This is a genomic window from Nigerium sp. (assembly GCF_039811905.1).
Lineage (GTDB): Bacteria > Actinomycetota > Actinomycetes > Propionibacteriales > Propionibacteriaceae > Propioniciclava.
Window position 1 is genome coordinate 20015 of sequence record NZ_JBDHZL010000006.1, and the last position, 22606, is coordinate 42620.

Annotated in this window: 20 protein-coding genes; all 20 read left to right on the forward strand. The window is 72.6% G+C overall.

Annotation, left to right across the window (positions count from 1 at the left end; all coding sequences use genetic code 11):
- Positions 1–111: 111 nt before the first annotated feature.
- The 20 genes from aroC to WMJ97_RS02860 all read left to right on the forward strand — a co-directional run bounded on the left by aroC (position 112) and on the right by WMJ97_RS02860 (position 22603).
- Positions 112–1299 (forward strand): chorismate synthase, encoded by a 1188-nt coding sequence (gene aroC / locus WMJ97_RS02765; protein WP_347347432.1) that lies wholly within the window; start codon positions 112–114, stop codon positions 1297–1299.
- Positions 1296–2885 carry a 3-dehydroquinate synthase gene (aroB, locus tag WMJ97_RS02770; protein WP_347347433.1) on the forward strand — a complete coding sequence of 530 codons (1590 nt, stop codon included), beginning with the start codon at positions 1296–1298 and terminating at the stop codon, positions 2883–2885. The genes aroC and aroB overlap by 4 nt, the downstream gene beginning before the upstream one ends.
- 85 nt (positions 2886–2970) lie before the next feature.
- The gene (gene efp, locus WMJ97_RS02775; protein WP_347347434.1) at positions 2971–3534 is read left to right on the forward strand and encodes an elongation factor P; all 564 of its coding nucleotides are present in this window, start codon (positions 2971–2973) and stop codon (positions 3532–3534) included.
- Between the two features lie 2 nt (positions 3535–3536).
- Positions 3537–4133 carry a transcription antitermination factor NusB gene (nusB, locus tag WMJ97_RS02780; protein WP_347347435.1) on the forward strand — a complete coding sequence of 199 codons (597 nt, stop codon included), beginning with the start codon at positions 3537–3539 and terminating at the stop codon, positions 4131–4133.
- A 5-nt stretch (positions 4134–4138) separates the two neighbouring features.
- Positions 4139–5287 (forward strand): glutamine-hydrolyzing carbamoyl-phosphate synthase small subunit, encoded by a 1149-nt coding sequence (carA, locus tag WMJ97_RS02785; RefSeq protein ID WP_347347436.1) that lies wholly within the window; start codon positions 4139–4141, stop codon positions 5285–5287.
- Positions 5287–8622 (forward strand): carbamoyl-phosphate synthase large subunit, encoded by a 3336-nt coding sequence (gene carB / locus WMJ97_RS02790; RefSeq protein ID WP_347347437.1) that lies wholly within the window; start codon positions 5287–5289, stop codon positions 8620–8622. The genes carA and carB overlap by 1 nt, the downstream gene beginning before the upstream one ends.
- Positions 8619–9725, forward strand: coding sequence for a quinone-dependent dihydroorotate dehydrogenase (locus tag WMJ97_RS02795; protein ID WP_347347438.1), 1107 nt, complete (start codon positions 8619–8621; stop codon positions 9723–9725). Before carB ends, WMJ97_RS02795 begins: the two co-directional genes overlap by 4 nt.
- Positions 9722–10528 carry an orotidine-5'-phosphate decarboxylase gene (pyrF, locus tag WMJ97_RS02800; RefSeq protein ID WP_347347439.1) on the forward strand — a complete coding sequence of 269 codons (807 nt, stop codon included), beginning with the start codon at positions 9722–9724 and terminating at the stop codon, positions 10526–10528. The genes WMJ97_RS02795 and pyrF overlap by 4 nt, the downstream gene beginning before the upstream one ends.
- A gap of 56 nt (positions 10529–10584) precedes the next feature.
- A complete protein-coding gene (gene mihF, locus WMJ97_RS02805; protein ID WP_347347464.1) occupies positions 10585–10908 on the forward strand; it encodes an integration host factor, actinobacterial type in 324 nt (107 codons plus the stop codon).
- 8 nt (positions 10909–10916) lie between these two features.
- Positions 10917–11483 carry a guanylate kinase gene (gmk, locus tag WMJ97_RS02810; protein ID WP_347347465.1) on the forward strand — a complete coding sequence of 189 codons (567 nt, stop codon included), beginning with the start codon at positions 10917–10919 and terminating at the stop codon, positions 11481–11483.
- On the forward strand, positions 11477–11818 hold the full coding sequence (gene rpoZ, locus WMJ97_RS02815; RefSeq protein ID WP_347347466.1) for a DNA-directed RNA polymerase subunit omega: 342 nt from the start codon (positions 11477–11479) through the stop codon (positions 11816–11818). Before gmk ends, rpoZ begins: the two co-directional genes overlap by 7 nt.
- Before the next feature lie 12 nt (positions 11819–11830).
- On the forward strand, positions 11831–13048 hold the full coding sequence (gene coaBC / locus WMJ97_RS02820) for a bifunctional phosphopantothenoylcysteine decarboxylase/phosphopantothenate--cysteine ligase CoaBC (RefSeq protein WP_347347440.1): 1218 nt from the start codon (positions 11831–11833) through the stop codon (positions 13046–13048).
- A 9-nt stretch (positions 13049–13057) separates the two neighbouring features.
- Complete coding sequence (gene metK / locus WMJ97_RS02825; protein ID WP_347347441.1) at positions 13058–14248, forward strand: methionine adenosyltransferase; 1191 nt, start codon at positions 13058–13060, stop codon at positions 14246–14248.
- A 37-nt stretch (positions 14249–14285) separates the two neighbouring features.
- Positions 14286–16286 carry a hypothetical protein gene (locus WMJ97_RS02830; RefSeq protein ID WP_347347442.1) on the forward strand — a complete coding sequence of 667 codons (2001 nt, stop codon included), beginning with the start codon at positions 14286–14288 and terminating at the stop codon, positions 16284–16286.
- Positions 16287–16317: 31 nt separating this feature from the next.
- The gene (locus tag WMJ97_RS02835; protein WP_347347443.1) at positions 16318–17523 is read left to right on the forward strand and encodes a UDP-N-acetylglucosamine pyrophosphorylase; all 1206 of its coding nucleotides are present in this window, start codon (positions 16318–16320) and stop codon (positions 17521–17523) included.
- 9 nt (positions 17524–17532) lie between these two features.
- Positions 17533–18459 carry a methionyl-tRNA formyltransferase gene (fmt, locus tag WMJ97_RS02840; RefSeq protein WP_347347444.1) on the forward strand — a complete coding sequence of 309 codons (927 nt, stop codon included), beginning with the start codon at positions 17533–17535 and terminating at the stop codon, positions 18457–18459.
- Positions 18459–19838: a transcription antitermination factor NusB gene (locus WMJ97_RS02845; protein WP_347347445.1), complete on the forward strand. Its 1380-nt coding sequence runs from the start codon at positions 18459–18461 to the stop codon at positions 19836–19838. The genes fmt and WMJ97_RS02845 overlap by 1 nt, the downstream gene beginning before the upstream one ends.
- A gap of 9 nt (positions 19839–19847) precedes the next feature.
- Positions 19848–20519 carry a ribulose-phosphate 3-epimerase gene (rpe, locus tag WMJ97_RS02850; RefSeq protein ID WP_347347446.1) on the forward strand — a complete coding sequence of 224 codons (672 nt, stop codon included), beginning with the start codon at positions 19848–19850 and terminating at the stop codon, positions 20517–20519.
- 17 nt (positions 20520–20536) lie between these two features.
- Entirely contained in the window at positions 20537–21259 is a 723-nt protein-coding gene (locus tag WMJ97_RS02855) for a lysophospholipid acyltransferase family protein (RefSeq protein WP_347347447.1), read from the forward strand.
- 183 nt (positions 21260–21442) lie between these two features.
- Positions 21443–22603 carry an ABC transporter substrate-binding protein gene (locus WMJ97_RS02860; protein WP_347347448.1) on the forward strand — a complete coding sequence of 387 codons (1161 nt, stop codon included), beginning with the start codon at positions 21443–21445 and terminating at the stop codon, positions 22601–22603.
- The last annotated feature ends 3 nt before the right edge of the window (positions 22604–22606 follow it).

Consider the following 22606-nt stretch of genomic DNA (forward strand, 5'->3'; position numbering starts at 1 on the left):
TCCGTCCGAACTGAGTGGCTGCGGCGGCCCGCAGGCCGCCGCAGCCACCCGGGGACGCGCCAGACGCTGACACGGGGCGGGGTGCCCCGGAGCGCGTGAGAGACTGGTCCAATGCTCCGTTACATGACGGCCGGGGAATCCCACGGCCGGGCGCTCGTCGCGACCATCGAGGGCCTTCCCGCGCACGTCCGGGTGACCACCGACGACATCGCCTCCTCGCTGGCGCGCCGCAGGCTCGGTGTGGGCCGCGGCGCTCGCATGAAGTTCGAGGCCGACGAGGTGACGCTCCTCACCGGCGTCCGGCACGGCGAGACGCTGGGGTCACCCGTCGCGATCATGGTCGGCAACACCGAATGGCCGAAGTGGGAGCAGGTGATGGCCCCCGATCCGGTCGACGAGGCGGTGCTGGCCGAGTTGGCCCGCAACGCCCCGCTGACGCGGCCGCGTCCGGGGCATGCCGATCTGGCGGGGATGGCGAAGTACGACTGGGACGAGGCTCGCCCGATCCTGGAGCGCGCGTCCGCGCGCGAGACCGCGGCACGGGTCGCGCTGGGGCGGGTGGCGTCCAACTTCCTGCAGCAGGCTTTCGGCATCGAGATCGTCAGCCACGTGGTCGAGCTGGGGCCGGTCGTCGCCGAGCCGGCCGCCCTGCCGACGCTCGCCGATCTCGCGTCGGTGGACGCCGACCCGGTCCGCTGCTTCGACCCGGCCGCGAGCGAACGGATGCTCGCGGAGGTCGAGGCGGCCAAGAAGGACGGGGACACGCTCGGCGGCGTCGTCGAGGTCGTCGCGCACGGCGTCCCGGTGGGCGTCGGGTCGCCCTCGCAGGGCGACCGCCGCCTGGACGCCCGCCTGGCCGGGGCCCTCATGGGCATCCAGGCCATCAAGGGCGTCGAGGTGGGCGACGGGTTCGCACTCGCCCGCACCCGCGGCTCGCTGGCGCACGACGAGATCGTGCCCGGCGAGCACGGCCCCGGACGCCTCTCGAACCGGTCCGGCGGCACCGAGGGGGGCATGAGCAACGGGCAGCCGCTGCGCGTCCGCGCGGCGATGAAGCCCATCGCGACCGTGCCCCGGGCTCTCCGCACCGTCGACGTCGCGACAGGGGAGGCCGCCGCCGCTCATCATCAGCGCTCGGACGTCTGCGCCGTTCCGGCCGCCGGCGTCGTCGCCGAGGCGATGGTCGCCCTCGTGCTGGCGGAACTCACACTCGAGAAATTCGGCGGCGACTCCGTGGAGGAGACGCGCCGCAACCACGCCGCCTATGTCGGGCGGCTCGTCGAACGGGGTCTGGCGTGAAGCGTTGCATCGTCCTGATGGGGGCGTCCGGGGCCGGCAAGTCCACGATCGGCCCGGCGCTCGCCGCGCGCCATGGGCTGCCGCACCTCGACATCGACACCGAGATCGAGCGGACGACCGGCATGGCGATCCGCGACATCTTCGCCGAACACGGCGAGCCGTACTTCCGCGAGATCGAGCGCGACACCACGATCGCCGCCCTGGGTACGCCGAGCGTCATTTCGCTCGGCGGGGGCACCCCGATGAACCCCGACACGCGCGCCGCGCTCGCCGACCACCACGTCGTCTGGCTCAAGGTGGCGGTCGGCGAGGCGGTCCGGCGGATCGGGCTCGACGAGGGGCGTCCGCTGCTGGCCGGCGGCCAGATCCGCGGCACGCTCATCAAGATGCTCGTCGCCCGGACGCCGATCTACGAGTCGTGCGCCTCCATCACCGTCGACACGACCGGGCGCCGCGTCGACGAGATCATCACCGAAATCGACGAGAAGCTCGGCGCGGGCGAGGGCCCCCAGAACACGCTGATCCGGGTGTCGGCCGAGAAGCCGTACAACGTCGTCGTCGGGCGCGGCGTCCTCGCCGACCTGCCCACGCTCTTCCCGGGCGCGGCGCGCGTGGCGATCATCCACCCGCCGACGCTCGCCCACCGGGTCGCAGCGATGGTGCCCCGCTTCCAGCAGAAGGTGACGCCGATCGAGGTCCCCGACGCCGAGGACGCCAAGTCCGTCGAGGTGCTCGAGCGCTGCTGGCGCGAGCTCGCGGGCGCGGGCTTCACCCGCTCGGACGCCGTCGTCGGCGTCGGCGGGGGAGCGACCACCGACCTCGCCGGCTTCGTCGCGGCGACCTGGCTGCGGGGGGTGCGGTACGTGGCCGTCCCGACGACCGTGCTGGCGATGGTGGACGCCGCGGTCGGCGGCAAGACCGGCATCAACCTGCCGGAGGGCAAGAACCTCGTGGGCGCGTTCTACGAGCCCGAGGTCGTCCTGGCCGACCTCGACGTGCTCGACACCCTCGGCGCGCACGACCTGAGCTCGGGCCTGGCCGAGGTCGCCAAGGCCGGCTTCATCGCCGACCCCCGCATCCTGGAGATCATCGAGGCCGACCCGGCCGCCGTCCTCGACCCGCACAGCGCCGCCCTCGTGGAGGTCGTCGAGCGGGCGATCGCGGTGAAGGCGGAGGTCGTCTCCGCCGATCTGCGCGAGTCGACGTCCGTCGGCAAGGAGGTCGGCCGCGAGGTGCTCAACTACGGGCACACGCTCGGCCACGCGATCGAGCGGCACGAGGGCTACCGCTGGCGTCACGGGGACGCCGTCGCCGTCGGCATGGTCTACGCCGCCGAGCTGGCCGCCGGGCTCGGCCGGTTGGACGCCGCGACCGTCGCGCGCCACCGCTCGGTGCTCGCCGCGCTGGGCTTGCCGACCTCCTACACGGGCCCGTGGCCTGACCTGCGGGCGGCGATGAACCTCGACAAGAAGACCCGCGGCTCCGCGCTGCGCTTCGTGGTGCTCGACTACGTCGCCGACCCCGGCATCGCCGAGGCGCCCGGCGAGGACGTCTTGGAGGCCGCCTTCGCCCGCCTGGCGGGGTAGCCCGCCCGCGTGGGCGGTTTCGCGGCGCGCGGGGCCGCCCGGTAGAGTAGCCCGTCGGAACGAGTGACGGTGAGAGGGAACACGCATGCCTACGATTTCGACCAACGACCTGAAGAACGGCACGGTGCTCGATCTTGATGGCCAGCTCTGGCAGGTCATCTGGTTCCAGCATCACAAGCCGGGCAAGGGCAACACGGTCGTTCGCAGCAAGCTGAAGCACGTGCTGTCGGGCAAGGTCGTCGACAAGACGTTCAACTCCGACACCAAGGTCGAGAGCGCGAGCGTCGACCGCCGCGAGATGCAGTACCTGTACCACGACGGCAGCGCGTTCGTGTTCATGGACACCGCGACCTACGACCAGCTCCCCGTGCCCGACGAGACCGTCGGCGACGCGAAGGATTACCTGTTGGAGAACCAGGTGGCGACCGTCGCCCTGCACGACGGCACGCCGTTGTACATCGACCTGCCCGCGTCGGTGGAGCTGGAGATCACCTACACCGAGCCCGGCCTGCAGGGTGATCGCAGCACCGGCGGCACGAAGCCCGCGACGCTGGAGACCGGCAAGCAGATCCAGGTGCCCCTTTTCCTCACGACGGGCGAGCGCGTGAAGGTCGACACCCGCGACGGCAACTACCTGGGGCGGGTCTGAGAGTGGCCGACCATCGGGGCCCCGGCACCCGAACCAAGGCGCGCAAGCGCGCCCTCGACATCCTGTTCGAGTCGGAGCTGCGCGACCGCGACCCGCTCGAGACGCTCGCGGAGAGGGTGGACGACGCGGAGCCGCCCGTCCGGCCGTTCACGGCCGAGATCGTCGAGGGCGTGACGGCCGACCTGCCGCTCATCGACAAGACCATCACGGAGAGCCTGGCGGGGGAATGGACACTCGCGCGCATGCCGCGCGTCGACCGTAATCTGGCCCGCGTCGCCGTGTATGAGATGTTCTTCACCGATCTCGCCCCCGAGATCGCGGTGAACGAGGCCGTCGGGCTGGCCCGCGAGTTGTCGACCGACTCCTCGCCGGACTTCCTGAACGGCGTCCTCGGTCGCGCGTTGCGCACGCTCCGCGAGACGTACCCGGCGACGCCCCGCACGACCGACGACCGCGATCGCGGCGCTCCGGCTGAGCCGGACGCCGCCGGCGTCCCCGACGAACCGGACGCCGACGGCGTCCCCGACCAGCCGGGCGACGCCGAGCCGCAGCCGGCAGACCCGCCCGCCCCCCACGCAGACGCAGACCCGAAGGACTGATGCAGATGAACGCGCGTCCCACTGAGGCACTCCTGGTTCTGGAGGACGGGCGATCGTTTCGGGGCACGTCCTTCGGCGCGCAGGGAGAGGCGTTCGGCGAGGCCGTGTTCTCGACCGGCATGACGGGCTACCAGGAGACCCTGACGGACCCGAGCTACCGCCGGCAGGTCGTCATCGCCACGGCACCCCAGATCGGCAACACCGGCTGGAACGACGAGGACGACGAGTCGCGCCGCATCTGGGTGGCGGGCTACGTGGTGAGGGACGCGTCGCGCATCCGCTCCAACTGGCGAAGCACCCGCACCCTCGACGACGAACTGCGCGCCCAGGGCGTCGTCGGCATCGCCGACGTCGACACCCGCGCGCTCACCCGCCACCTGCGCGAGCGCGGCGCGATGCGCGTCGGCATCTCCACCATCGAGACGGACGCCGCGCGCCTTCAGGCGCGCGTGCTGGAGCAGCCCGTCATGGCCGGGGCGAACCTGGTGGACGAGGTCACGGTCGCCGAGCCGATCGTCGTGCCGGCGCAGGGGGAGAAGCGCTTCACCGTGGCCGCGCTCGACCTGGGCATCAAGGAGATGACGCCCGAGCAGCTCGCCCGCCGCGGCATCGAGGTGCACGTGCTGCCCGCGACGGCCACCCGCGACGACATCGTCGCCCTCGACCCCGACGGGGTGTTCTTCTCGAACGGTCCGGGGGACCCGGCCGCCGCGGACGACGTCGTCGACCTGCTGCGCGGCGTCCTGGACGCCGGGCTGCCCTACTTCGGCATCTGTTTCGGCAACCAGATCTTCGGGCGCGCGCTGGGCTTCGGCACCTACAAGCTGAAATACGGCCACCGCGGCATCAACCAGCCGGTGATGGACCTGCGCACCCGCAAGGTCGAGATCACCGCCCAGAACCATGGGTTCGCGGTGGACGCCCCGCTCGATCGGGCGGTCGAGACGCCCTGGGGCAGCGCCCGGGTGAGCCATCTGTGCCTGAACGACGACGTCGTCGAAGGGCTGGAGCTCACCGCGCCCGACGGGCGCGTGCTCGGGTTCAGCGTGCAGTACCACCCCGAGGCGGCGGCCGGACCGCACGACTCGAACTACCTCTTCGATCGCTTCTGCGACGTGATGTCGACCAACCGCTCCACGAAGGAGAGCCACTGATGCCGCGGCGGACGGATATCTCGTCGATCCTCGTGATCGGCTCCGGACCCATCGTGATCGGCCAGGCCTGCGAGTTCGACTACTCCGGCACCCAGGCCTGCCGGGTGCTGCGGGAGGAGGGCTTCCGCGTCGTCCTCGTCAACAGCAACCCCGCGACGATCATGACCGACCCCGAGTTCGCGGACGCCACCTACCTCGAGCCGATCACCCCCGAGTTCGTCGAGCGGGTCATCGCGAAGGAGCGTCCGGACGCCCTCCTCGCCACCCTGGGCGGCCAGACCGCCCTCAACACGGCGGTGGCGCTGCACGACAACGGCGTGCTCGCCCGGTACGGCGTCGAGATGATCGGCGCGAACTTCGAGGCGATCCACAAGGGCGAAGACCGGGAGCGGTTCAAGGAGATCGTCAGCGGTCTCGACGTGCCGGGCGCCCACCCCGAGTCGGCGCGGTCGGTGATCTGCCACAGCCTCGACGACATCCTGGGCGCCGCCGACGAGCTGGGCTATCCGCTCGTGCTGCGGCCGTCGTTCACGATGGGCGGCGTGGGCTCCGGCTTCGCGCACGACGAGGCCGAGTTGCGCGAGATGGCGGCGCTCGGGCTCGCGGCGTCCCCGGTGACGGAGGTGCTGGCCGAGGAGTCGATCCTCGGCTGGAAGGAGTTCGAGCTGGAGGTGATGCGCGACAAGGCCGACAACGTCGTGATCATCTGCTCGATCGAGAACTTCGACCCGATGGGCGTCCACACGGGCGACTCGATCACGGTGGCGCCGGCCATGACGCTCACCGACCGCGAGTACCAGGCCATGCGCGACGTGGCGATCGCGGTCATCCGCGAGGTGGGCGTCGACACTGGGGGCTGCAACATCCAGTTCGCGATCAACCCGGTCGACGGCCGCATGATCGTCATCGAGATGAACCCGCGCGTGTCCCGCAGCTCGGCCCTGGCGTCCAAGGCGACGGGCTTCCCGATCGCGAAGATCGCGGCGAAGGTCGCGGTCGGGTACACGCTGGACGAGATCCGCAACGACATCACCGCCGAGACGCCGGCGTCCTTCGAGCCCACGCTCGACTACGTCGTCGTGAAGGTGCCGCGGTTCGCGTTCGAGAAGTTCCCGACGGCCGACGACACGCTCACCACGCACATGAAGTCGGTCGGCGAGGCGATGGCGATCGGGCGGAACTTCCCCGAGGCGCTCGGCAAGGCGCTCCGCTCGCTGGAGGACCCGGGAGCCCCCTTCGACTTCACCTCCGAGCTCACGCACACCGCCGAGGAGTATTTGGCGGTCGCGAGCCGGCCGCACGACGGCCGGATCAACAAGGTGATGGACGCCATCCGCGCCGGCGCGTCCGTGGAGCAGGTGCACGAGGCGACAGGCATCGACCCGTGGTTCGTCGACCAGCTCGTCGGGGTGAACGAGGTGGCGCAGGAGCTGCGGCAGGCGTCCAGCATGACCCCCGGTCTGCTCCGGCGCGCCAAGCGCGTCGGCCTCTCGGACGCCCAGATCGGCGCCCTGCGGACCACGAGCGACGAGGTCGTCCGCGGCGTGCGGTGGGCGCTCGGCGTCACGCCGGTCTTCAAGACCGTCGACACGTGCGCGGCCGAGTTCGCCGCCCGGACGCCGTACCACTACTCGAGCTACGACGAGGAGGACGAGGTCGCGGACCGCGATCGTCCCGCCGTGCTGATCCTGGGCTCGGGCCCGAACCGGATCGGCCAGGGCATCGAGTTCGACTACTCCTGCGTCCACGCGGCGATGGCCCTGCGGGAGGCCGGCTACGTGACCGTGATGGTGAACTGCAACCCCGAGACGGTCTCGACCGACTACGACACCTCCGACCGGCTCTACTTCGAGCCGCTCACACTGGAGGACGTCCTGGAGGTCTACCACGCCGAGCTCGCCCACGGCCCGGTCGCGGGCGTGATCGTGCAGCTCGGCGGGCAGACGCCCCTGAAGCTCGCGAGCGCGCTCAAGGCGAACGGCGTCCCGATCGTCGGGACCTCGCCCGAGTCGATCGACCTCGCGGAGGACCGCGGCGAGTTCGGGCACGTGCTCGCGGCGGCCGGCCTGCCGGCCCCGAAGTACGGCATGGCCCAGTCCGCGGAGCAGGCGATCTCCATCGCGAACACGATCGGGTACCCGGTGCTCGTGCGGCCCTCGTACGTGCTGGGCGGCCGCGGCATGGAGATCGTCTACGACGATCAGGCCCTGACGGCCTACATCAACCGCGCGACCTTCATCACCCCGCAGGCGCCGGTGCTGGTCGACCGGTTCCTCGACGACGCGATCGAGATCGACGTGGACGCCCTCTACGACGGCACCGAGCTCTACCTGGGCGGCGTCATGGAGCACATCGAGGAGGCCGGGATCCATTCCGGCGACTCGGCGTGCTCGCTGCCGCCGATCACGCTCGGCAAGGAGGTCATCGACCGCATCCGCGAATCGACCGAGGCGATCGCGAGCGGGGTCGGCGTCCAGGGGCTGCTGAACATCCAGTACGCGCTGCAGGGCGACGTGCTGTACGTGCTCGAGGCGAACCCGCGGGCGTCCCGCACGGTGCCGTTCGTGTCGAAGGCGACCAACACCCAGCTCGCGAAGGCGGCCGCCCGGCTCATGCTGGGGGAGAGCGTCGCGCAGCTGCGGGACGCCGGCGTCCTCCGTCGCCACGGCGACGGGACGGCCGTGCTCGACTCCGCCCCGATCGCGGTGAAGGAGGCCGTCATGCCCTGGAACCGGTTCCGGACGCCCGACGGCGTGTCGGTCGACTCGCTGCTCGGCCCGGAGATGAAGTCCACGGGCGAGGTCATGGGCCTCGACCTCGTGTTCGGCACCGCGTTCGCGAAGAGCCAGACCGGCAGCTACGGCGGGCTGCCGCTGGAGGGCACGATCTTCGTGTCGGTCGCCAACCGCGACAAGCGGCACGCGATCTTCCCGGTGAAGCGTCTGGCCGACCTGGGGTTCAAGATCGCGGCGACCGCCGGCACCGCGCAGGTGCTGCGGCGCCACGGCGTCGACGTGACCGTGTACCGCAAGGAGCATCAGGGCCCGGGCGCCGACGGCACGAAGACCGTCGTCCAGGGAATCCTGGACTCCGAGATCGACATCATCTTCAACACCCCCCAGGGCACGAGCGCCGACGGGGCGCCGCGCCGCGACGGCTGGTCGATCCGGTCGGCGGCGATCTACATGGACATCCCGTGCATCACCACGGTCCAGGGGCTCTCGGCCGCGGTGCAGGGCATCGAGGCGGAGAAGATGGGCGACGTGGGCGTCCGGTCGCTGCAGGAGTGGGGCGCGGACGTCGAGGCCGAACTGGCGGCGGAGGCGTCCCGGTGAGCGCCCGCGAGCGGCTTCTGGCCTCGGGGTACGCGCGCGTGCTGCGGCCCGCTCTGTTCGCGGCGCGCGGGGGCGACCCCGAGCGCATCCACCACGACATGATCGCGGGCCTCGCCGCGCTCGGCGGGCTGCCGGGCGTGCGGGCCGGCGTGGGCGCGCTCACGCGGGCGGCGTCCACTCCGGTGAGCGTGGCGGGGATCGAGTTCCCCGGCGTGGTCGGCCTGGCCGCCGGCATGGACAAGGACGGCCGCGCCGCCCGGGCCTGGCAGCACCTCGGCTTCTCGTTCGCCGAGCTCGGCACCGTCACCGCGCACGCCCAGCCGGGCAACCCGCGGCCGCGGGTGTTCCGGCTGCCGGAGAGCCGCGCGCTCATCAACCGGATGGGCTTCAACAACGCCGGCGCCCTCGCGCTGGCGAATCGCCTGGCCGTGGCCGGGATCTTCCGGGGAAACCGGGCGGCCGGCGTCCCGCTGGGGATCTCGATCGGGAAGACCAAGGCGACCCCGGTCGAGGACGCCGTGCCCGACTACCTCACGTCGCTGCGGTGCGTCGCGCCGCACGCCGACTACGTGGCGATCAACGTCTCCAGCCCGAACACGCCGGGGCTGCGGGGCCTGCAGGAGGCGTCCCAGTTGGCCGAGCTCCTCGGCGCCCTGACCGCGGAGGCCCGCGCGCTGGCGCTCGGCGCCGCGCCGGTGCCGATCTTCGTGAAGGTCGCGCCGGACCTGTCGCTCGGCGGGCTGGACGAGCTCGTCCGGGTGGCCGAGGACGCGGGCGCCGCCGGGCTCATCGCCACGAACACCACGCTCGCCCGGGACGGACTGGCCCCGGCCGACCAACACCTCGCGTCGGAAGCGGGCGGGCTGTCGGGCGCACCCCTCACCGACCACGCCCGCGAGGTGGTGGCCCACGTCGCCGCCCAGACGTCGCTGCCGGTCATCGCCTCCGGCGGCATCATGACGGTCGAGGACGCCCTGGCGGCGCTGGACGCCGGCGCCGCCCTGGTCCAGCTTTACACTGGCTTCATCTACGGCGGGCCGGCTCTGATCGCCGAGATCGAGGACGCCGTCGCCGCCGCCCGAGCGCGAGGAGCACGCCCATGACCCCGTACCGCCGGCGCCTCAAGGCCGTCGTCGCCGAGCGCGGCGCCCTCTGCGTGGGCATCGACCCGCATCCGTCCCTGCTCGAGAAGTGGGGCCTGCCCCGCTCGGCCGACGGGCTGGAGCGCTGCGCGCGCGAGTTGGTCGCCGCGGTCGGCGACCAGGTCGCGGTGTTCAAGCCGCAATCGGCGTTCTTCGAGTCGTACGGGTCGGCCGGCATCGCGGTGCTCGAGCGGGTCCTCGCCGACATCGCGGCGGCTGGGGCCCTCAGCATCCTCGACGTGAAGCGCGGCGACATCGGTTCGACGATGGACGCCTACGCCGACGCCTATCTCACCCCCGACGCCCCGTTGTCGGCCGATGCGATCACCGTGTCGCCCTATCTCGGGTTCGGATCGCTCACGCCGGCTTTCGAACGCGCGATCGCGAACGACCGCGGCGTCTATGTTCTCGCGCGCACCTCGAATCCCGAGGGCGGGGAGATCCAATTGGCCCTGGGTAAAGAGGGATCGGTGGTGCAGGAGATCATCGACGCCGCAACGCAGGCCAATGCAGGAGCTCAAACCAGGGCAATCGGGCTTGTGATCGGCGGAACGCACCACACTTTGGGGTGTGACGTGTCACAATTCAACGGTTCCATCCTGGTGCCCGGAATCGGCTTCCAGGGTGGGCGCATGGAGCTCCTCCCCGAGCTATTCGGAGAAGCGACCAACCAGGTCCTTCCCGTCGTAGGGCGGGGGGTGCTCTCGGCTGGACCCAGCCACGGGGCCTTGCAGACAAAGGTGCGCGATTTCCTCGCGAGATGACCTGGTCGGATGCGGGGTTCACCGCTAGGTTGTGTCCAACCCGTTGTCCGCTGCCCCTGGGAGATAACGTGTCCATTCCACAATTGACCACCGAACAGCTGCAGGCCGCCCGCGCGGCCGCGACGCAGGCGCGTCGTCAGCGAGCCGACCTCAAGGCCAAGGTTCGGTCCGGTGCCCTGTCGCTGTCCGAGGCCATCGATGTCGCCGGTGAAGACGACGTCCTGGCCCACGTGAAGGTCGTCGATCTGCTCAAGTCCCTGCCCCGCGTGGGCGAGAAGCGCGCCGCGGCGGTCATGGAGCGCCTCGACATCGCGCCGAACCGGCGCATCCGCGGCCTCGGCCGTCACCAGATCGCCGGCCTGAAGGCCGAGTTCAAGTGACGCCTGACATCACGGTCATCTCCGGCCCGACGGCCGTCGGAAAGGGAACCGTGGTGTCGGCTCTGCGTGCACGATGCCCGCAGGTGTGGGTGAGCGTGTCGGCCACGACGCGCCCGCCCCGCCGGGGCGAGGTCGACGGGGTCCATTACCTGTTCGTCTCCGAAGAAGAGTTCGATCGCCTCGTCGCCGAGGGCGGGCTCTTGGAGTGGGCGGTCGTCCACGGCCGCCATCGCTACGGGACGCCGGCCCGGCCGGTCTTCGACGCGGTCGAGGCGGGCCTCCCGGTGATCCTGGAGATCGACCTCGCCGGTGCGCGGCAGGTGCGCCAGCGGGTGCCGGAGGCGTCCTTCGTCTTTCTGGCCCCGCCGACGTGGGAGGCCCTGGTGCGCCGGCTGGTCGGCCGGGGCACCGAGAACGCGGCCCAGCGGGAGCGCCGGCTGGCGACGGCCCGCACCGAGTTGGCCGCGGCCAGCGAGTTCGACCACGTGGTCGTGAATGACCAAGTGGGAAAGACCGTCGATCAGTTGGTAGACTTGTTGGGCTTGTGCACTCCTACTGGTGAAGGTCAATCTTGAGCAACCAAATTCCTGAGGGCATCACGAACCCGCCGATCGACGAACTGCTGACGAAGGTCGACTCCAAGTACCGGCTCGTCCTGTTCGCGGCCAAGCGGGCCCGTCAGATCAACGCGTACTACAGCCAGCTCGGCGAGGGGCTGCTGGAGAACGTCGGGCCGCTCGTCGACACGAGCGTGCAGGAGAAGCCGCTGACCATCGCGCTGCGCGAGATCAACGCCGACGTCCTCGAATGCACCGACATCGATCCCGAGGCCGAGGCGGCCGCGCGGGCTGAGGCCGAGGCCGATCCCGACTTCAGCCTCGACCCGTTCAACAACAACGATCTGGCTTGAGCGGCCCGCGCCGTGAGCCGCATCCTGCTCGGTGTCGCCGGCGGAATCGCCGCGTACAAGGCCTGTGAGCTGCTGCGGCTGTTCTCCGAGTCCGGCGACGAGGTGACGGTCGTCCCCACGCGCAACGCGCTGGCGTTCGTCGGCGAGACCACGTGGGCGGCCCTGTCGGGGCGTCCGGTCCACACCGAGGTCGTCGAATCCGCCCACGAGGTGCCGCACGTGCGCCTGGGGCGCGAGGCCGACCTCGTGGTGGTGGCTCCCGCGACGGCCGACCTGCTCGCGCGGGCGGCGTCCGGGCGGGCTGACGATCTGCTGACCAACGTCCTGCTCACCGCCCGTTGCCCCGTGCTGTTCGCGCCGGCGATGCACACCGAGATGTGGCTGCACCCCGCGACGCAGGCCAACGTGGCGACGTTGCGGGCCCACGGGTGCGTGGTGCTCGACCCGGCGGCAGGGCGGCTGACGGGCGCCGACACGGGCCCCGGCCGGCTGCCCGACCCCGACGACATTCATCAGGTCGCGCTCTCGCTGGTCGGCGACGAGGCGACCCTCGCGGCCGTGCGGCGGCGCGATCTGGCCGGCCGGTCGGTCGTGATCAGCGGGGGCGGCACGCACGAGGCCCTCGACCCGGTGCGCTTCCTCGGTAACGCGTCGTCGGGGCGGCAGGGCATCGCCCTGGCCCGCGCGGCGGCCCTGCGGGGTGCGCGCGTGACCCTCGTGGCGGCGAACGTCTCCGCGGCGATGCCCAGTTCGGTCGAGGTCGAGCGGGTCGTCTCCACGGGCGACCTCGGCGAGGCCGTCCGCGCGCACGCGCAGCATGCCGACATCATCGTGATGGCGGCCGCGCCCGCCGACTTCACGCCCGTGACCACGTCGGCCGGCAAGATCAAGAAGGACGGGGAGTCGGGCTTGACGCTGGAGCTGACCCAGACGATGGACGTCCTGAAAACCATCAGCCACGAGCGCCCGCGCGAGCAGGTCATCGTGGGCTTCGCCGCCGAGACCGCCGGCAGCCCCGAGGAGCTGCTGCGGCTGGGCCGCGAGAAGCTGGCCCGCAAGGGCTGCGACCTGCTCGTGTGCAACGACGTCACTGGGGGAGCGGTCTTCGGGGGCGACCGCAACGACGTCGTCATCATCGACCGCGAGGCTGTCGTCGCCACGGCGACGGCCGACAAGAACGTCGTCGCGCACCGCATTCTGGACGCCGCGTGCGGCGTCCTCGACCAATGAAAGCGAGCCATGAGCCGTCTGTTCACATCGGAATCCGTCACTGAGGGCCATCCGGACAAGCTGGCGGACGCCGTCAGCGACGCCGTCCTGGATGCCCTGCTGAAGGAGGATGTCGGCAGCCGCGTCGCCGTCGAGACCCTCGTCACCACGGGCACCGTGGTCGTGGCGGGCGAGGTGACGACGAAGGCGTACGCCGATATCTCCGGCATCGCCCGCGAACGCATCCTGAGCGTGGGCTACGACCACGCGGAGGCGTCCTTCGACGGCAAGAGCTGCGGCGTCCTGGTGTCGCTGGGCAACCAGAGCCCCGACATCGCGCTCGGCGTCGACGACGCCGAAGAGGTGCGCGGCAGCGCCGCGGGCGACGCGCTCGACCGGCAGGGCGCCGGCGACCAGGGGCTCATGTTCGGCTACGCGTGCCTCGACACGCCGACGCTCATGCCGCTGCCGATCGACATCGCGCACCGCATGTCGGAGCGGCTGGCCGAGGTCCGCAAGAGCGGCGAGCTCGACTGGGTGCTGCCCGACGGCAAGACCCAGGTGACGATCGAGTACGACGGCGACCGGGCCGCCCGGGTGGACGCGGTGGTCGTCTCCACGCAGCACACCGAGAAGGCGTGGGCGTCCGACATCGTGACGCCGTCGATCATCGAGACGGTGATCGAGCCGGTGCTCGCGCGCTACGACATCAGCCGCGAGGGCCTGAAGACCTACGTGAACCCGACCGGCAAGTTCTGCATCGGCGGCCCGATGGGCGACGCGGGGGTCACCGGCCGCAAGATCATCGTCGACACGTACGGCGGCATGGCCCGCCACGGCGGCGGGGCGTTCTCGGGCAAGGACCCGTCGAAGGTGGATCGCTCGGCGTCCTATGCGATGCGGTGGGTGGCGAAGAACGTCGTCGCCGCGGGCCTCGCCGAGCGGTGCGAGGTGCAGGTCGCCTACGCGATCGGGCGGGCACACCCGGTCGGCTTCTACACCGAGTGCTTCGGCACCGAGAAGGTGCCGGTCGGCCAGATCAACGACGCGGTGCTGCAGGTGTTCGACCTGCGTCCGGCCGCGATCATCCGCGACCTGGACCTGCTCCGGCCGATCTACTCGCTGACCACGAACTACGGCCACTTCGGCCGGGAGTTGCCCGAGATGACGTGGGAGCGCACCGATCGCGCCGACGCGCTCGCGGCGGCCGTCAGAGGCTGACCCGGGTTTGTCGGCGCCGGCGCCTAGGATGCCCGGCATGACCGATGCGACCTCGCCCTCCGTGCTGCCGGGGGGCGAGGCGTCCGAGGGGGATCCCCCGCTGGTGGCCGAGGTCGCGGTCGACGTCTCGCTGCCGCACCTCGATCGTCCGTTCGACTATCTCGTGACGCCCCAGCAGGCGGAGGAGGTCGCCGTCGGGTGCCGCGTCCGGGTGCGGTTCGCGGGCAAGCTGCGGGACGGGTTCGTGCTCGCGCTCAAACGCGATTCCGAGGCGGGCAAGCTGCGTCCGCTGGAGCGGGTGATCTCAGGCGAGGTCGTCCTGGCGGCCCCGATCGCCCGGCTTGCGCGGCAGGTGGCCGACCACTACGGGGGCACGCTGGCCGACGTCCTGCGGCTCGCGGTCCCCGGGCGGCACGCGGCCACCGAGAAGGCGTCGCGCGCGGCGCCGGCCGCGCCGGCGTCCGCGGGGGAGGCGGGCGTCCTGCCGCGGTTCGCGGAGGGGGACGCCTTCCTCGCCGGGCTCGCCGGGGGCCGGCCCGTCCGGGCCTCGTGGTCGCCCGTGCCCGTGTTCGGGCCCGACGGCGACTGGGCGGGCGGGCTCGTGGACGCCGCCGCGGCCACGCTCGCCGCCGGCCGGGCAGCCGTCCTGGTGGTTCCGGACGCCGAGGCGCTGGCCCGGCTCGAAGCGCGCTGTGCGGCGTCCTTCGGGGCCGGCAGCTTCGTCACCCTCACCGCCGAACTCGGCCCGGCGGCCCGCTACCGGCACTTCCTGGCCGCGGCCCGCGGCCAGGCGCGGCTGGTGCTCGGCACGCGCGCGGCCGTCTACGCGCCGGTGGCCGACCTGGGGCTGATCGCCGTCTTCGACGACGGCAACGACTCCCTCGCCGAGCCGCGGGCGCCCTACCCGCACGTCCGCGAGGTGGCGTCGCTGCGCGCGAGCGGCGAGCACGCCGGGCTGCTGCTGGCGGGCTACGGGCGGACCGCCGAGGTGCAGGCGCTCGTCGAGAAGGGCTGGGTCGTGCCGATCGGGTTGCCGCCGGCGGAGATGCGGCGGCGGGGGCCGGTCGTCCGGGTGGCGGCCGACACCGAACGGGCGCTCGACCGCGACCCGGACGCCCGCGTCGCCCGGCTGCCCCACGACGTGTTCGCGACGCTGCGCGCCGGGCTGGCGTCGGGACCGGTGCTCGTGCAGGTGCCGCGCGCCGGGTACGTGTCGTCGGTCGCCTGCCAGGGCTGCCGCGAGCCCGCCCGCTGCCCGCGGTGCCGGACGCCGCTGCGGGGCGAGCGGGGGGCGTCCGGCCTGGCGCTGGTCTGCCGGCTCTGCGGCCCGCTGCCCGGGCCGTGGCGCTGCCCCGAGTGCGGGGACACGCGGCTGCGCGCCCCGCGCGTCGGGGTGACGCGGACGGCGGAGGAGCTCGGGCGTGCCTTCCCGCAGACGCGGGTCGTGCAGTCGTGGTCGGGGCACCCGGTGGCGGAGGTGGACGCCGAGCCGGCGATCGTCCTGGCCACCCCGGGCGCCGAGCCGGAGCCGACGCACGGCTACGCGGCGGCCGTCCTGCTGGATGCGACGCTGTTGCTCGAACGCCCCGAGCTGCGCGCCGCCGAAGAGGCGCTGCGGCGCTGGCTGGCCGCGTGCGCTCGGGTGCGGCCGGCGTCCGAGGGCGGGGCGGTGCTGATCGTGGGGGAGACCCACGCGCGGGCCGTGCAGGCGCTCGTCCGGCTGGACGCCGCGGGCTTCGCCGAACGCGAGCTGGCGGGCCGGCGGGAGGCGTCGTTCCCGCCGGCGAGCAAGCTGGTCGTCGTCGAGGGGCCGGCGGACGCCGTCGCGGGCTTCGCGGAGGCGTCCGGCCCGGTGGAGGGCGTGGAGACGTTCGGGCCCCTGGAACTCGGCGACGACGTCGTCCGGGTGACGCTCCGCGGCCCGACCTCGTCGGGGCCCGCGCTGGTCGCCGCGGCGAAGGCCGAAGCCAGCCGTCGGTCGGCGCGCAAGTTGCCGGGCTCCGTGCGCGTCCGGGTCGACCCGCAGGTGATCGACTGACATCCTGGGTGCCAGCCGGCACGAGGAGGTCATGATGCAACCCCGCGGACTGGAGGCGGCCCTGCGGCTCGTCGACAAGGGCGTGGAGATTCCGAACCCGTGGTCGATCGACATCGCCGACGACGTCGACCCCGACCTGATCAGCGGCGACGGGGTCGTCATCCACCCCGGGTGCCGCCTGCGCGGCGCCTCGACCGTCCTCTCCGCCGGCGTCGAGCTGGGCCGCGAGGGCCCGGTCACGATCGAGGACTGTCAGCTCGGCCCCGGCGTCCAGCTCAAGGGCGGGTACGCGGCCAAGGCCGTGTTCCTGGAGGGGGCGAACCTGGGGCTCGGGCACCACGTCCGGGAGGGCTGCCTGCTGGAGGAGGAGTCGGGCGGCGCGCACACCGTCGGGCTGAAGCAGACGATCCTGTTCCCCTTCGCGACGCTCGGTTCGCTCATCAACTTCTGCGACGCGCTGCTCGCCGGCGGCACGTCGCGCTCCGACCACTCGGAGGTCGGGTCGAGCTACATCCACTTCAACTTCACCCCGACGGGCGACAAGACGACGCCGTCGCTGTTCGGCGACGTCCCGCGGGGCGTGATGCTGCGCGAGCACCCGATCTTCCTGGGCGGTCAGGGCGGCACGGTCGGCCCGGTGCGCGTCGGGTACGGCACGGTCGTCGGCGCCGGTTCGGTGCTGCGCGGCGACGTCGGTCAGGAGGACACGCTCACCCTCGTCGGCTCCCCGCCGAGCCTCAGCCGGCCGTTCGACCCGACCGTCATGCCGAAGCTCGCGCCGATGGTCGCGAAGAACCTGGGGTACCTCGCCCAGCTGGACGCCCTCGAGGCCTGGTACCGCGGCGTCCGGGCGCCGTTCTTCGCGTCCCAGCCGCTCGGCGACCACGTGCTCGCGGGCGCGCTCGCGGCCCTCGCGAGCGCGCGGGGCGAGCGGGTCAAGCGGCTGCAGAAGCTCGTGGCCAAGCTGGATGCCGCCGACCCACGTCACGCGCCCTTCGTCGAGCACATCGACGCCCTCGTCGCCGGGTTCGGCGGCCCGACGCCGGAGGCGCCGGGGGCGCTGGCCGACGCGGCGGGCCGCGCGGCGGCGTCCGGGACGCGGTACGTCGCCGCGATCCAAGGCCTGGACGACGCGCTCGTCGCCGAGGGCACCGCGTGGCTCGCGGGCATCGTCGAGCAGCGGCAGGACGCCGCCGCGTCCCTCGTCGACGGGCTGGGGCGCGTCTTCGGTCGCTAAGGTGGCGGCGTGCGTCTCGTCTTTGCCGGAACCCCCGCCGTCGCGATCCCGTCGCTGGAGGCCCTGCTGGGCTCCGGCCACGAGTTGGCCGCGGTCGTGACGCGCCCGGACGCCCCCCGCGGGCGCAGCAAGCGCCTCGTCCCGAGCGAGGTGGGGGCGTGGGCGTCCGATCACGGGGTGCCGGTGCTGAAGCCGGAGCACCCCCGCGACCCCGGCTTCGTCGCCGCGCTGACCGATCTAGCCCCCGACGCCTGCCCGGTCGTCGCCTACGGGGCGCTCGTGCCGCAGCGGGTGCTGGACATTCCGCGGCTCGGCTGGGTGAACCTGCACTTCTCGTTGTTGCCGCGCTGGCGCGGGGCCGCGCCCGTCCAGCGCGCGATCATGGCGGGCGACGAGGTCACGGGCGCGACGACGTTCCGGCTGGTCGAGGAGCTGGACGCCGGCCCCGTCTTCGGGACGCTCATCCAGCCCCTGGCCGGCGACGAGACCGCCGGCGAGGTGCTCGACCTGCTCGCCCACGAGGGCGCCGGGCTCCTCCTCGACACGATCGACGGCCTCGAGGCGGCCGAGCCCGCCGAGCAGGACGACCCGGACGCCGTCACCGTGGCCCCCAAGATCACGCCCGCGGACGCCCACCTCGACTGGACGCGGGACGGCCGCGAGCTCGACCGCGTCGTCCGCGGGTGCTCGCCCGAGCCGATGGCCTGGACGACGCTGGCCGGCCAGCGGTTCAGGATCGCCCGCACCCGCCCCACGGACGCCGCCGAGCTCGAGCCCGGCGAAGTGCGCGCCGAGAAGCGCCGCGTCCTCGTCGGCACCGGCGGGGTCGACCTCGAACTGCTGCAGGTGCAGCCCGCCGGCAAGAAGGTCATGGCCGCGGCCGACTGGGGCCGCGGGCTGCACGCGGGCGGCGTCCGGTTCGACGGGCCCGCCTGATGCCCCACCGCAAGCTCGCCCGCCGGCGCGGGCCCGACCCGGCCCGCGCGCTGGCGTACCGGGTGCTCCGCGAGGTGTCCGAGGGGGCGTACGCGAACCTCGCGCTCGGCCAGGCGCTCGCCGACGCCCGCCTCGACGCCCGCGACGCGGCCTTCGTCACCGAGCTCGTCGCGGGCACGTGCCGGCTGGCGGGCACCTACGATCGCGTGCTCGCCGCGGCGTCCGGACGCGACGTCGCGCGCCTGCAGCCCGCCCTGCTCGACGTCCTGCGGCTCGGGGCGCACCAGCTGCTCAGCATGCGCGTCCCCGCGCACGCGGCCGTCGGCGCGGGCGTCGAGCTGGCGGCGGCCGAGGTGGGGGAGAAGGTCGCCGGGCTTACCAACGCCGTGTTGCGCAAGGTGGCCGCCCGCCCCCTGGACGCCTGGCTCGCCGCGCTGTCGGCCGGCGAGGACGCCGTCGGGGCCCTCGCCCTGCGCACGCACCACCCGCGCTGGATCGCGGAGGAGTACGTCCGGCTGCTCGGCGACGAGGCCGAGGAGGCGCTGGCCGCGAACAACGTCAGCCCGGTGCCGACGCTGGTCGTGCGTCCGGGCCTCGCGGACCTTTCCGAGTTGGGCGGCGAACCGACGCGCTGGAGCCCGTTCGGGGCGAGGCGTCCGGGCAACCCGGCCGACGTGGACGCCGTTCGCCAGGGCCGCGCCGGCGTCCAGGACGAGGGCAGCCAACTCGTGGCGCTCGCGCTGGCGGAGGCGTCCGGCGGCGAGGGGCCCGCGGACGCCGACGCCCCGGGCGCAGCGCCCTGGCTCGACCTGTGCGCCGGTCCGGGCGGCAAGGCCGCGCTGCTCGCGGGTCTGGCGGCCGACGGCGGACGCCGGCTCGTGGCCTCCGAGGTCGCCGAGCATCGCGCGCGGCTGGTCGCGCAGGCGCTGCGGGCCTACTCCGGCGACCACGCGCCGGCGGTGCTCTGCGCCGACGGCACGGCCCCGCCGTGGCGGGAGGCGTCCTTCGCGCGGGTGATGGCCGACGTGCCCTGCACGGGCCTGGGCGCGCTGCGGCGGCGTCCGGAGGCTCGCTGGCGGAGGCGTCCGGGCGACGTCGACGATCTCGTCCCTCTCCAGCGATCGCTCCTCGCCTCGGCCCTGGACGCCGCCGCCCCCGGCGGCGTCGTCGCCTACGTCACGTGCTCCCCGCACCACCGGGAGACGACCGAGGTCGTCGGCGCGGTGCTGCAGGCGTCCGGACGCAGCGTCACGCCGCTCGCCCCCGCCAGCCCCCTTCCGCCGGACGCCCTCCTCGCCGGCGGACCGTTCGTGCAGCTCTGGCCGCACCGGCACGCGACGGACGCGATGTTCCTGGCCCTGCTCCGCGTCGACAACTAGAGTCGGCCCGTGGCCAACCGCATTCATCCGAGCATCCTGAACTCGAACCTGGCGTCGCTCGATGCCGAGATCGACCGCATCCCGAGCTCCGACGGCATTCACATCGACGTGATGGACAACCACTTCGTCCCGAACCTCACGATCGGGCTGCCGGTCGTGGAGTGCCTCCGCAAGAACCACCCGGACGCCTTCCTCGACATGCACCTCATGATCGAGGACGCCGACACCTGGGCCCCCGGCTACGCCGAGGCCGGCTGCGAGTCGGTCACGTTCCACGTCGAGGCCGCCCGGGCGCCGGTGAAGCTGGCCCGGGACCTGCGCGCCGCGGGGGCGCGCGCGTCGATGGCGCTGCGCCCGGCGACCGACATCGCCCCGTACGAGGACCTGCTCCCCGAGCTCGACATGATCCTCATCATGACCGTCGAGCCGGGCTTCGGCGGCCAGTCGTTCCTCGACATCATGCTGCCGAAGATCCGCCGCACCCGCGCCCTGGCGAAGAAGGCCGGCCTCGATCTGTGGATCCAGGTGGACGGCGGCGTCTCCGAGAAGACCATCGACCGGTGCGTGGACGCCGGGGCCGACGTCTTCGTCGCCGGCTCCGCGGTCTTCCGCGCCGACGACCCCGACTCCGTGGTCAGCGCCCTCCGCGACCAGGCCGACCTGCGCTCCGGCCACGCGTGAGCGACCCTCGTCCCGACGTGAGCGACGCCGGTCCCGGGCCGTCGCGGGCCGCCCCCGAGCGGGTCTACCGCACCCTGCGCGCCCTGGAGGGCGGCGTCCTGTCGCGGCTGTTCCGGCTCGACTTCGCGGGCCGTGACCGCATCCCCCCGAGCGGCGGGGCGATCGTCGCGGCCAACCACCTCAGCTACGCCGACCCGCTGCTGCTCGACCACTACCTGCTGAGCGCCGGCCGCTTTCCGCGCTTCCTCGCGAAGGCGCCCCTGTTCGACCTGCCGGTCATCGGGTGGCTGGGCCGGTCGACCGGCCAGATCCCGGTCTTCCGCAACAGCGAGCACGCCGGGGACGCCCTCGTCGCGGCCGCCGCCGCGCTCGAGCGCGGCGAGTTGGTCGTCATGTACCCCGAGGGGACCGTGACCCGCGACCCCGATCTGTGGCCCATGACCGGACGCCTCGGTGCGGCCCGCCTCGCGCGCCGGGCCGGCGTCCCGGTGATCCCGGTCGGGCAGTGGGGCGCGCACGAGGTCATGCCGCCCCCGCGCCCGGGGGCGCCGCGGCTGCTGCCGCGCAAGACGATCCACATCCGCGCCGGCGACCCGCTCGACGTCGCGTCCCTGGACGAGCACGAGGGCACGCGCGCGATCATGGACGCCGTCACCGCCCTCGTCGCGGAGTTGCGGCACGAGACACCTCCGCCCGGCCGGTGGGACATGCGGGTCGGCGAGCGCGTCGCCCCGGCCTGACCCAGCGTCGGGTCGCCCCCGACTGAGCGTCGCGCAACCCTCGTCTCAAGATCCGGGCATATCCACACGAGTGAACGGACGCCCGGCTAGTTTCACCCCACAGGCTCACCCCGGGTGCACGGTCGCGCTCTCCTGGCAAATGTTTTTTCGCATTTCTTACGGCATGGGACTGAGGAAACGGACATGAACCGAACTGCACGCGCACTCGCGGCCGCGACCGCGGGGTTGGCACTGTTGGCCGGGTGTTCCGGCGGGGGCGGCAACGCGGCCACCGGCGACACGATCAAGGTGGGCCTGAACTACGAGCTCTCGGGGGCGGTGGCCACGTACGGCCAGGCGAGCGTCCAGGGCATCGAGATGGCGGTCGACGAGATCAACGCCGCCGGCGGCGTCAAGGGCAAGAAGATCGAGCTGGTGAAGTACGACAACAAGTCGGAGCCGGCCGAGGCGACCACGCTCGCGACGAAGCTCATGACGTCCGACCGCGTCGTCACGGTGATCGGCCCGGCGACGTCCGGCAGCTTCAAGGCGCAGGTCCCGGTCGCGATCAAGAACAAGATCCCCGTCGTCTCCGGCTCGGCCACCGCCGACGATGTGACGGTGGACGCCCAGGGCGTCAAGGAGTACGCGTTCCGCACCTGCTTCAACGACTCCTACCAGGGCACCGCGATGGCGAACTTCGCCACGAAGAAGCTCTCGGCCAAGCGCGCCCTCGTCTACGCGGACAACTCCAGCGACTACGCCAAGGGCCTCGCGGCGAACTTCAAGAAGACGTTCACCGACGCCGGCGGTCAGATCGTGGGCGAAGAGGCCTACACGACGGGCGACACCGACTTCAACGCGACGCTCACGCGCATCAAGGGCCAGCAGTTCGACGTGCTGTACGTCCCCGGGTACTACCAGGAGGCGTCCCTGCTCATCAAGGCCGCCCGCGGCCTCGGCATCAACCAGCCGATCCTCGGCGGCGACGGCTACGACAGCCCGGTGCTGCTGCAGCAGGCGGGCGCGTCGGCGCTGAACAATGTGTACTTCACGAACCACTACAGCGCGCTCGACAAGGACCCGAAGGTCACCGAGTTCATCGCCGCCTACAAGAAGAAGTACAACGCCGACCCGAACGCGTTCAACGCGCTCGGCTACGACACGGCCAAGTTCGTGGCGGACGCCGCGAACCGCGCGGCCACGATCGACGGCCCGGGCATCAAGGACGCGATGGCCTCGACGAAGGACTTCCCGGCGGTCACCGGCACCCTCAGCATCGACGCCAACCACAACCCGGTGAAGGCGATCGTGGTCGTCGGGCTGAAGAACGGCCAGCAGGCGACCAGCGAGAAGGTCGGGTAGTCG

Coding starts and splice junctions, on each gene's coding strand:
- aroC (WP_347347432.1), top strand. CDS start 112: ATGCTCCGTTACATGACGGCCGGGGAATCCCACGGCCGGGCGCTCGTC.
- efp (WP_347347434.1), top strand. CDS start 2,971: ATGCCTACGATTTCGACCAACGACCTGAAGAACGGCACGGTGCTCGAT.
- carA (WP_347347436.1), top strand. CDS start 4,139: ATGAACGCGCGTCCCACTGAGGCACTCCTGGTTCTGGAGGACGGGCGA.
- carB (WP_347347437.1), top strand. CDS start 5,287: ATGCCGCGGCGGACGGATATCTCGTCGATCCTCGTGATCGGCTCCGGA.
- pyrF (WP_347347439.1), top strand. CDS start 9,722: ATGACCCCGTACCGCCGGCGCCTCAAGGCCGTCGTCGCCGAGCGCGGC.
- metK (WP_347347441.1), top strand. CDS start 13,058: ATGAGCCGTCTGTTCACATCGGAATCCGTCACTGAGGGCCATCCGGAC.
- WMJ97_RS02830 (WP_347347442.1), top strand. CDS start 14,286: ATGACCGATGCGACCTCGCCCTCCGTGCTGCCGGGGGGCGAGGCGTCC.
- WMJ97_RS02835 (WP_347347443.1), top strand. CDS start 16,318: ATGATGCAACCCCGCGGACTGGAGGCGGCCCTGCGGCTCGTCGACAAG.
- WMJ97_RS02845 (WP_347347445.1), top strand. CDS start 18,459: ATGCCCCACCGCAAGCTCGCCCGCCGGCGCGGGCCCGACCCGGCCCGC.
- WMJ97_RS02860 (WP_347347448.1), top strand. CDS start 21,443: ATGAACCGAACTGCACGCGCACTCGCGGCCGCGACCGCGGGGTTGGCA.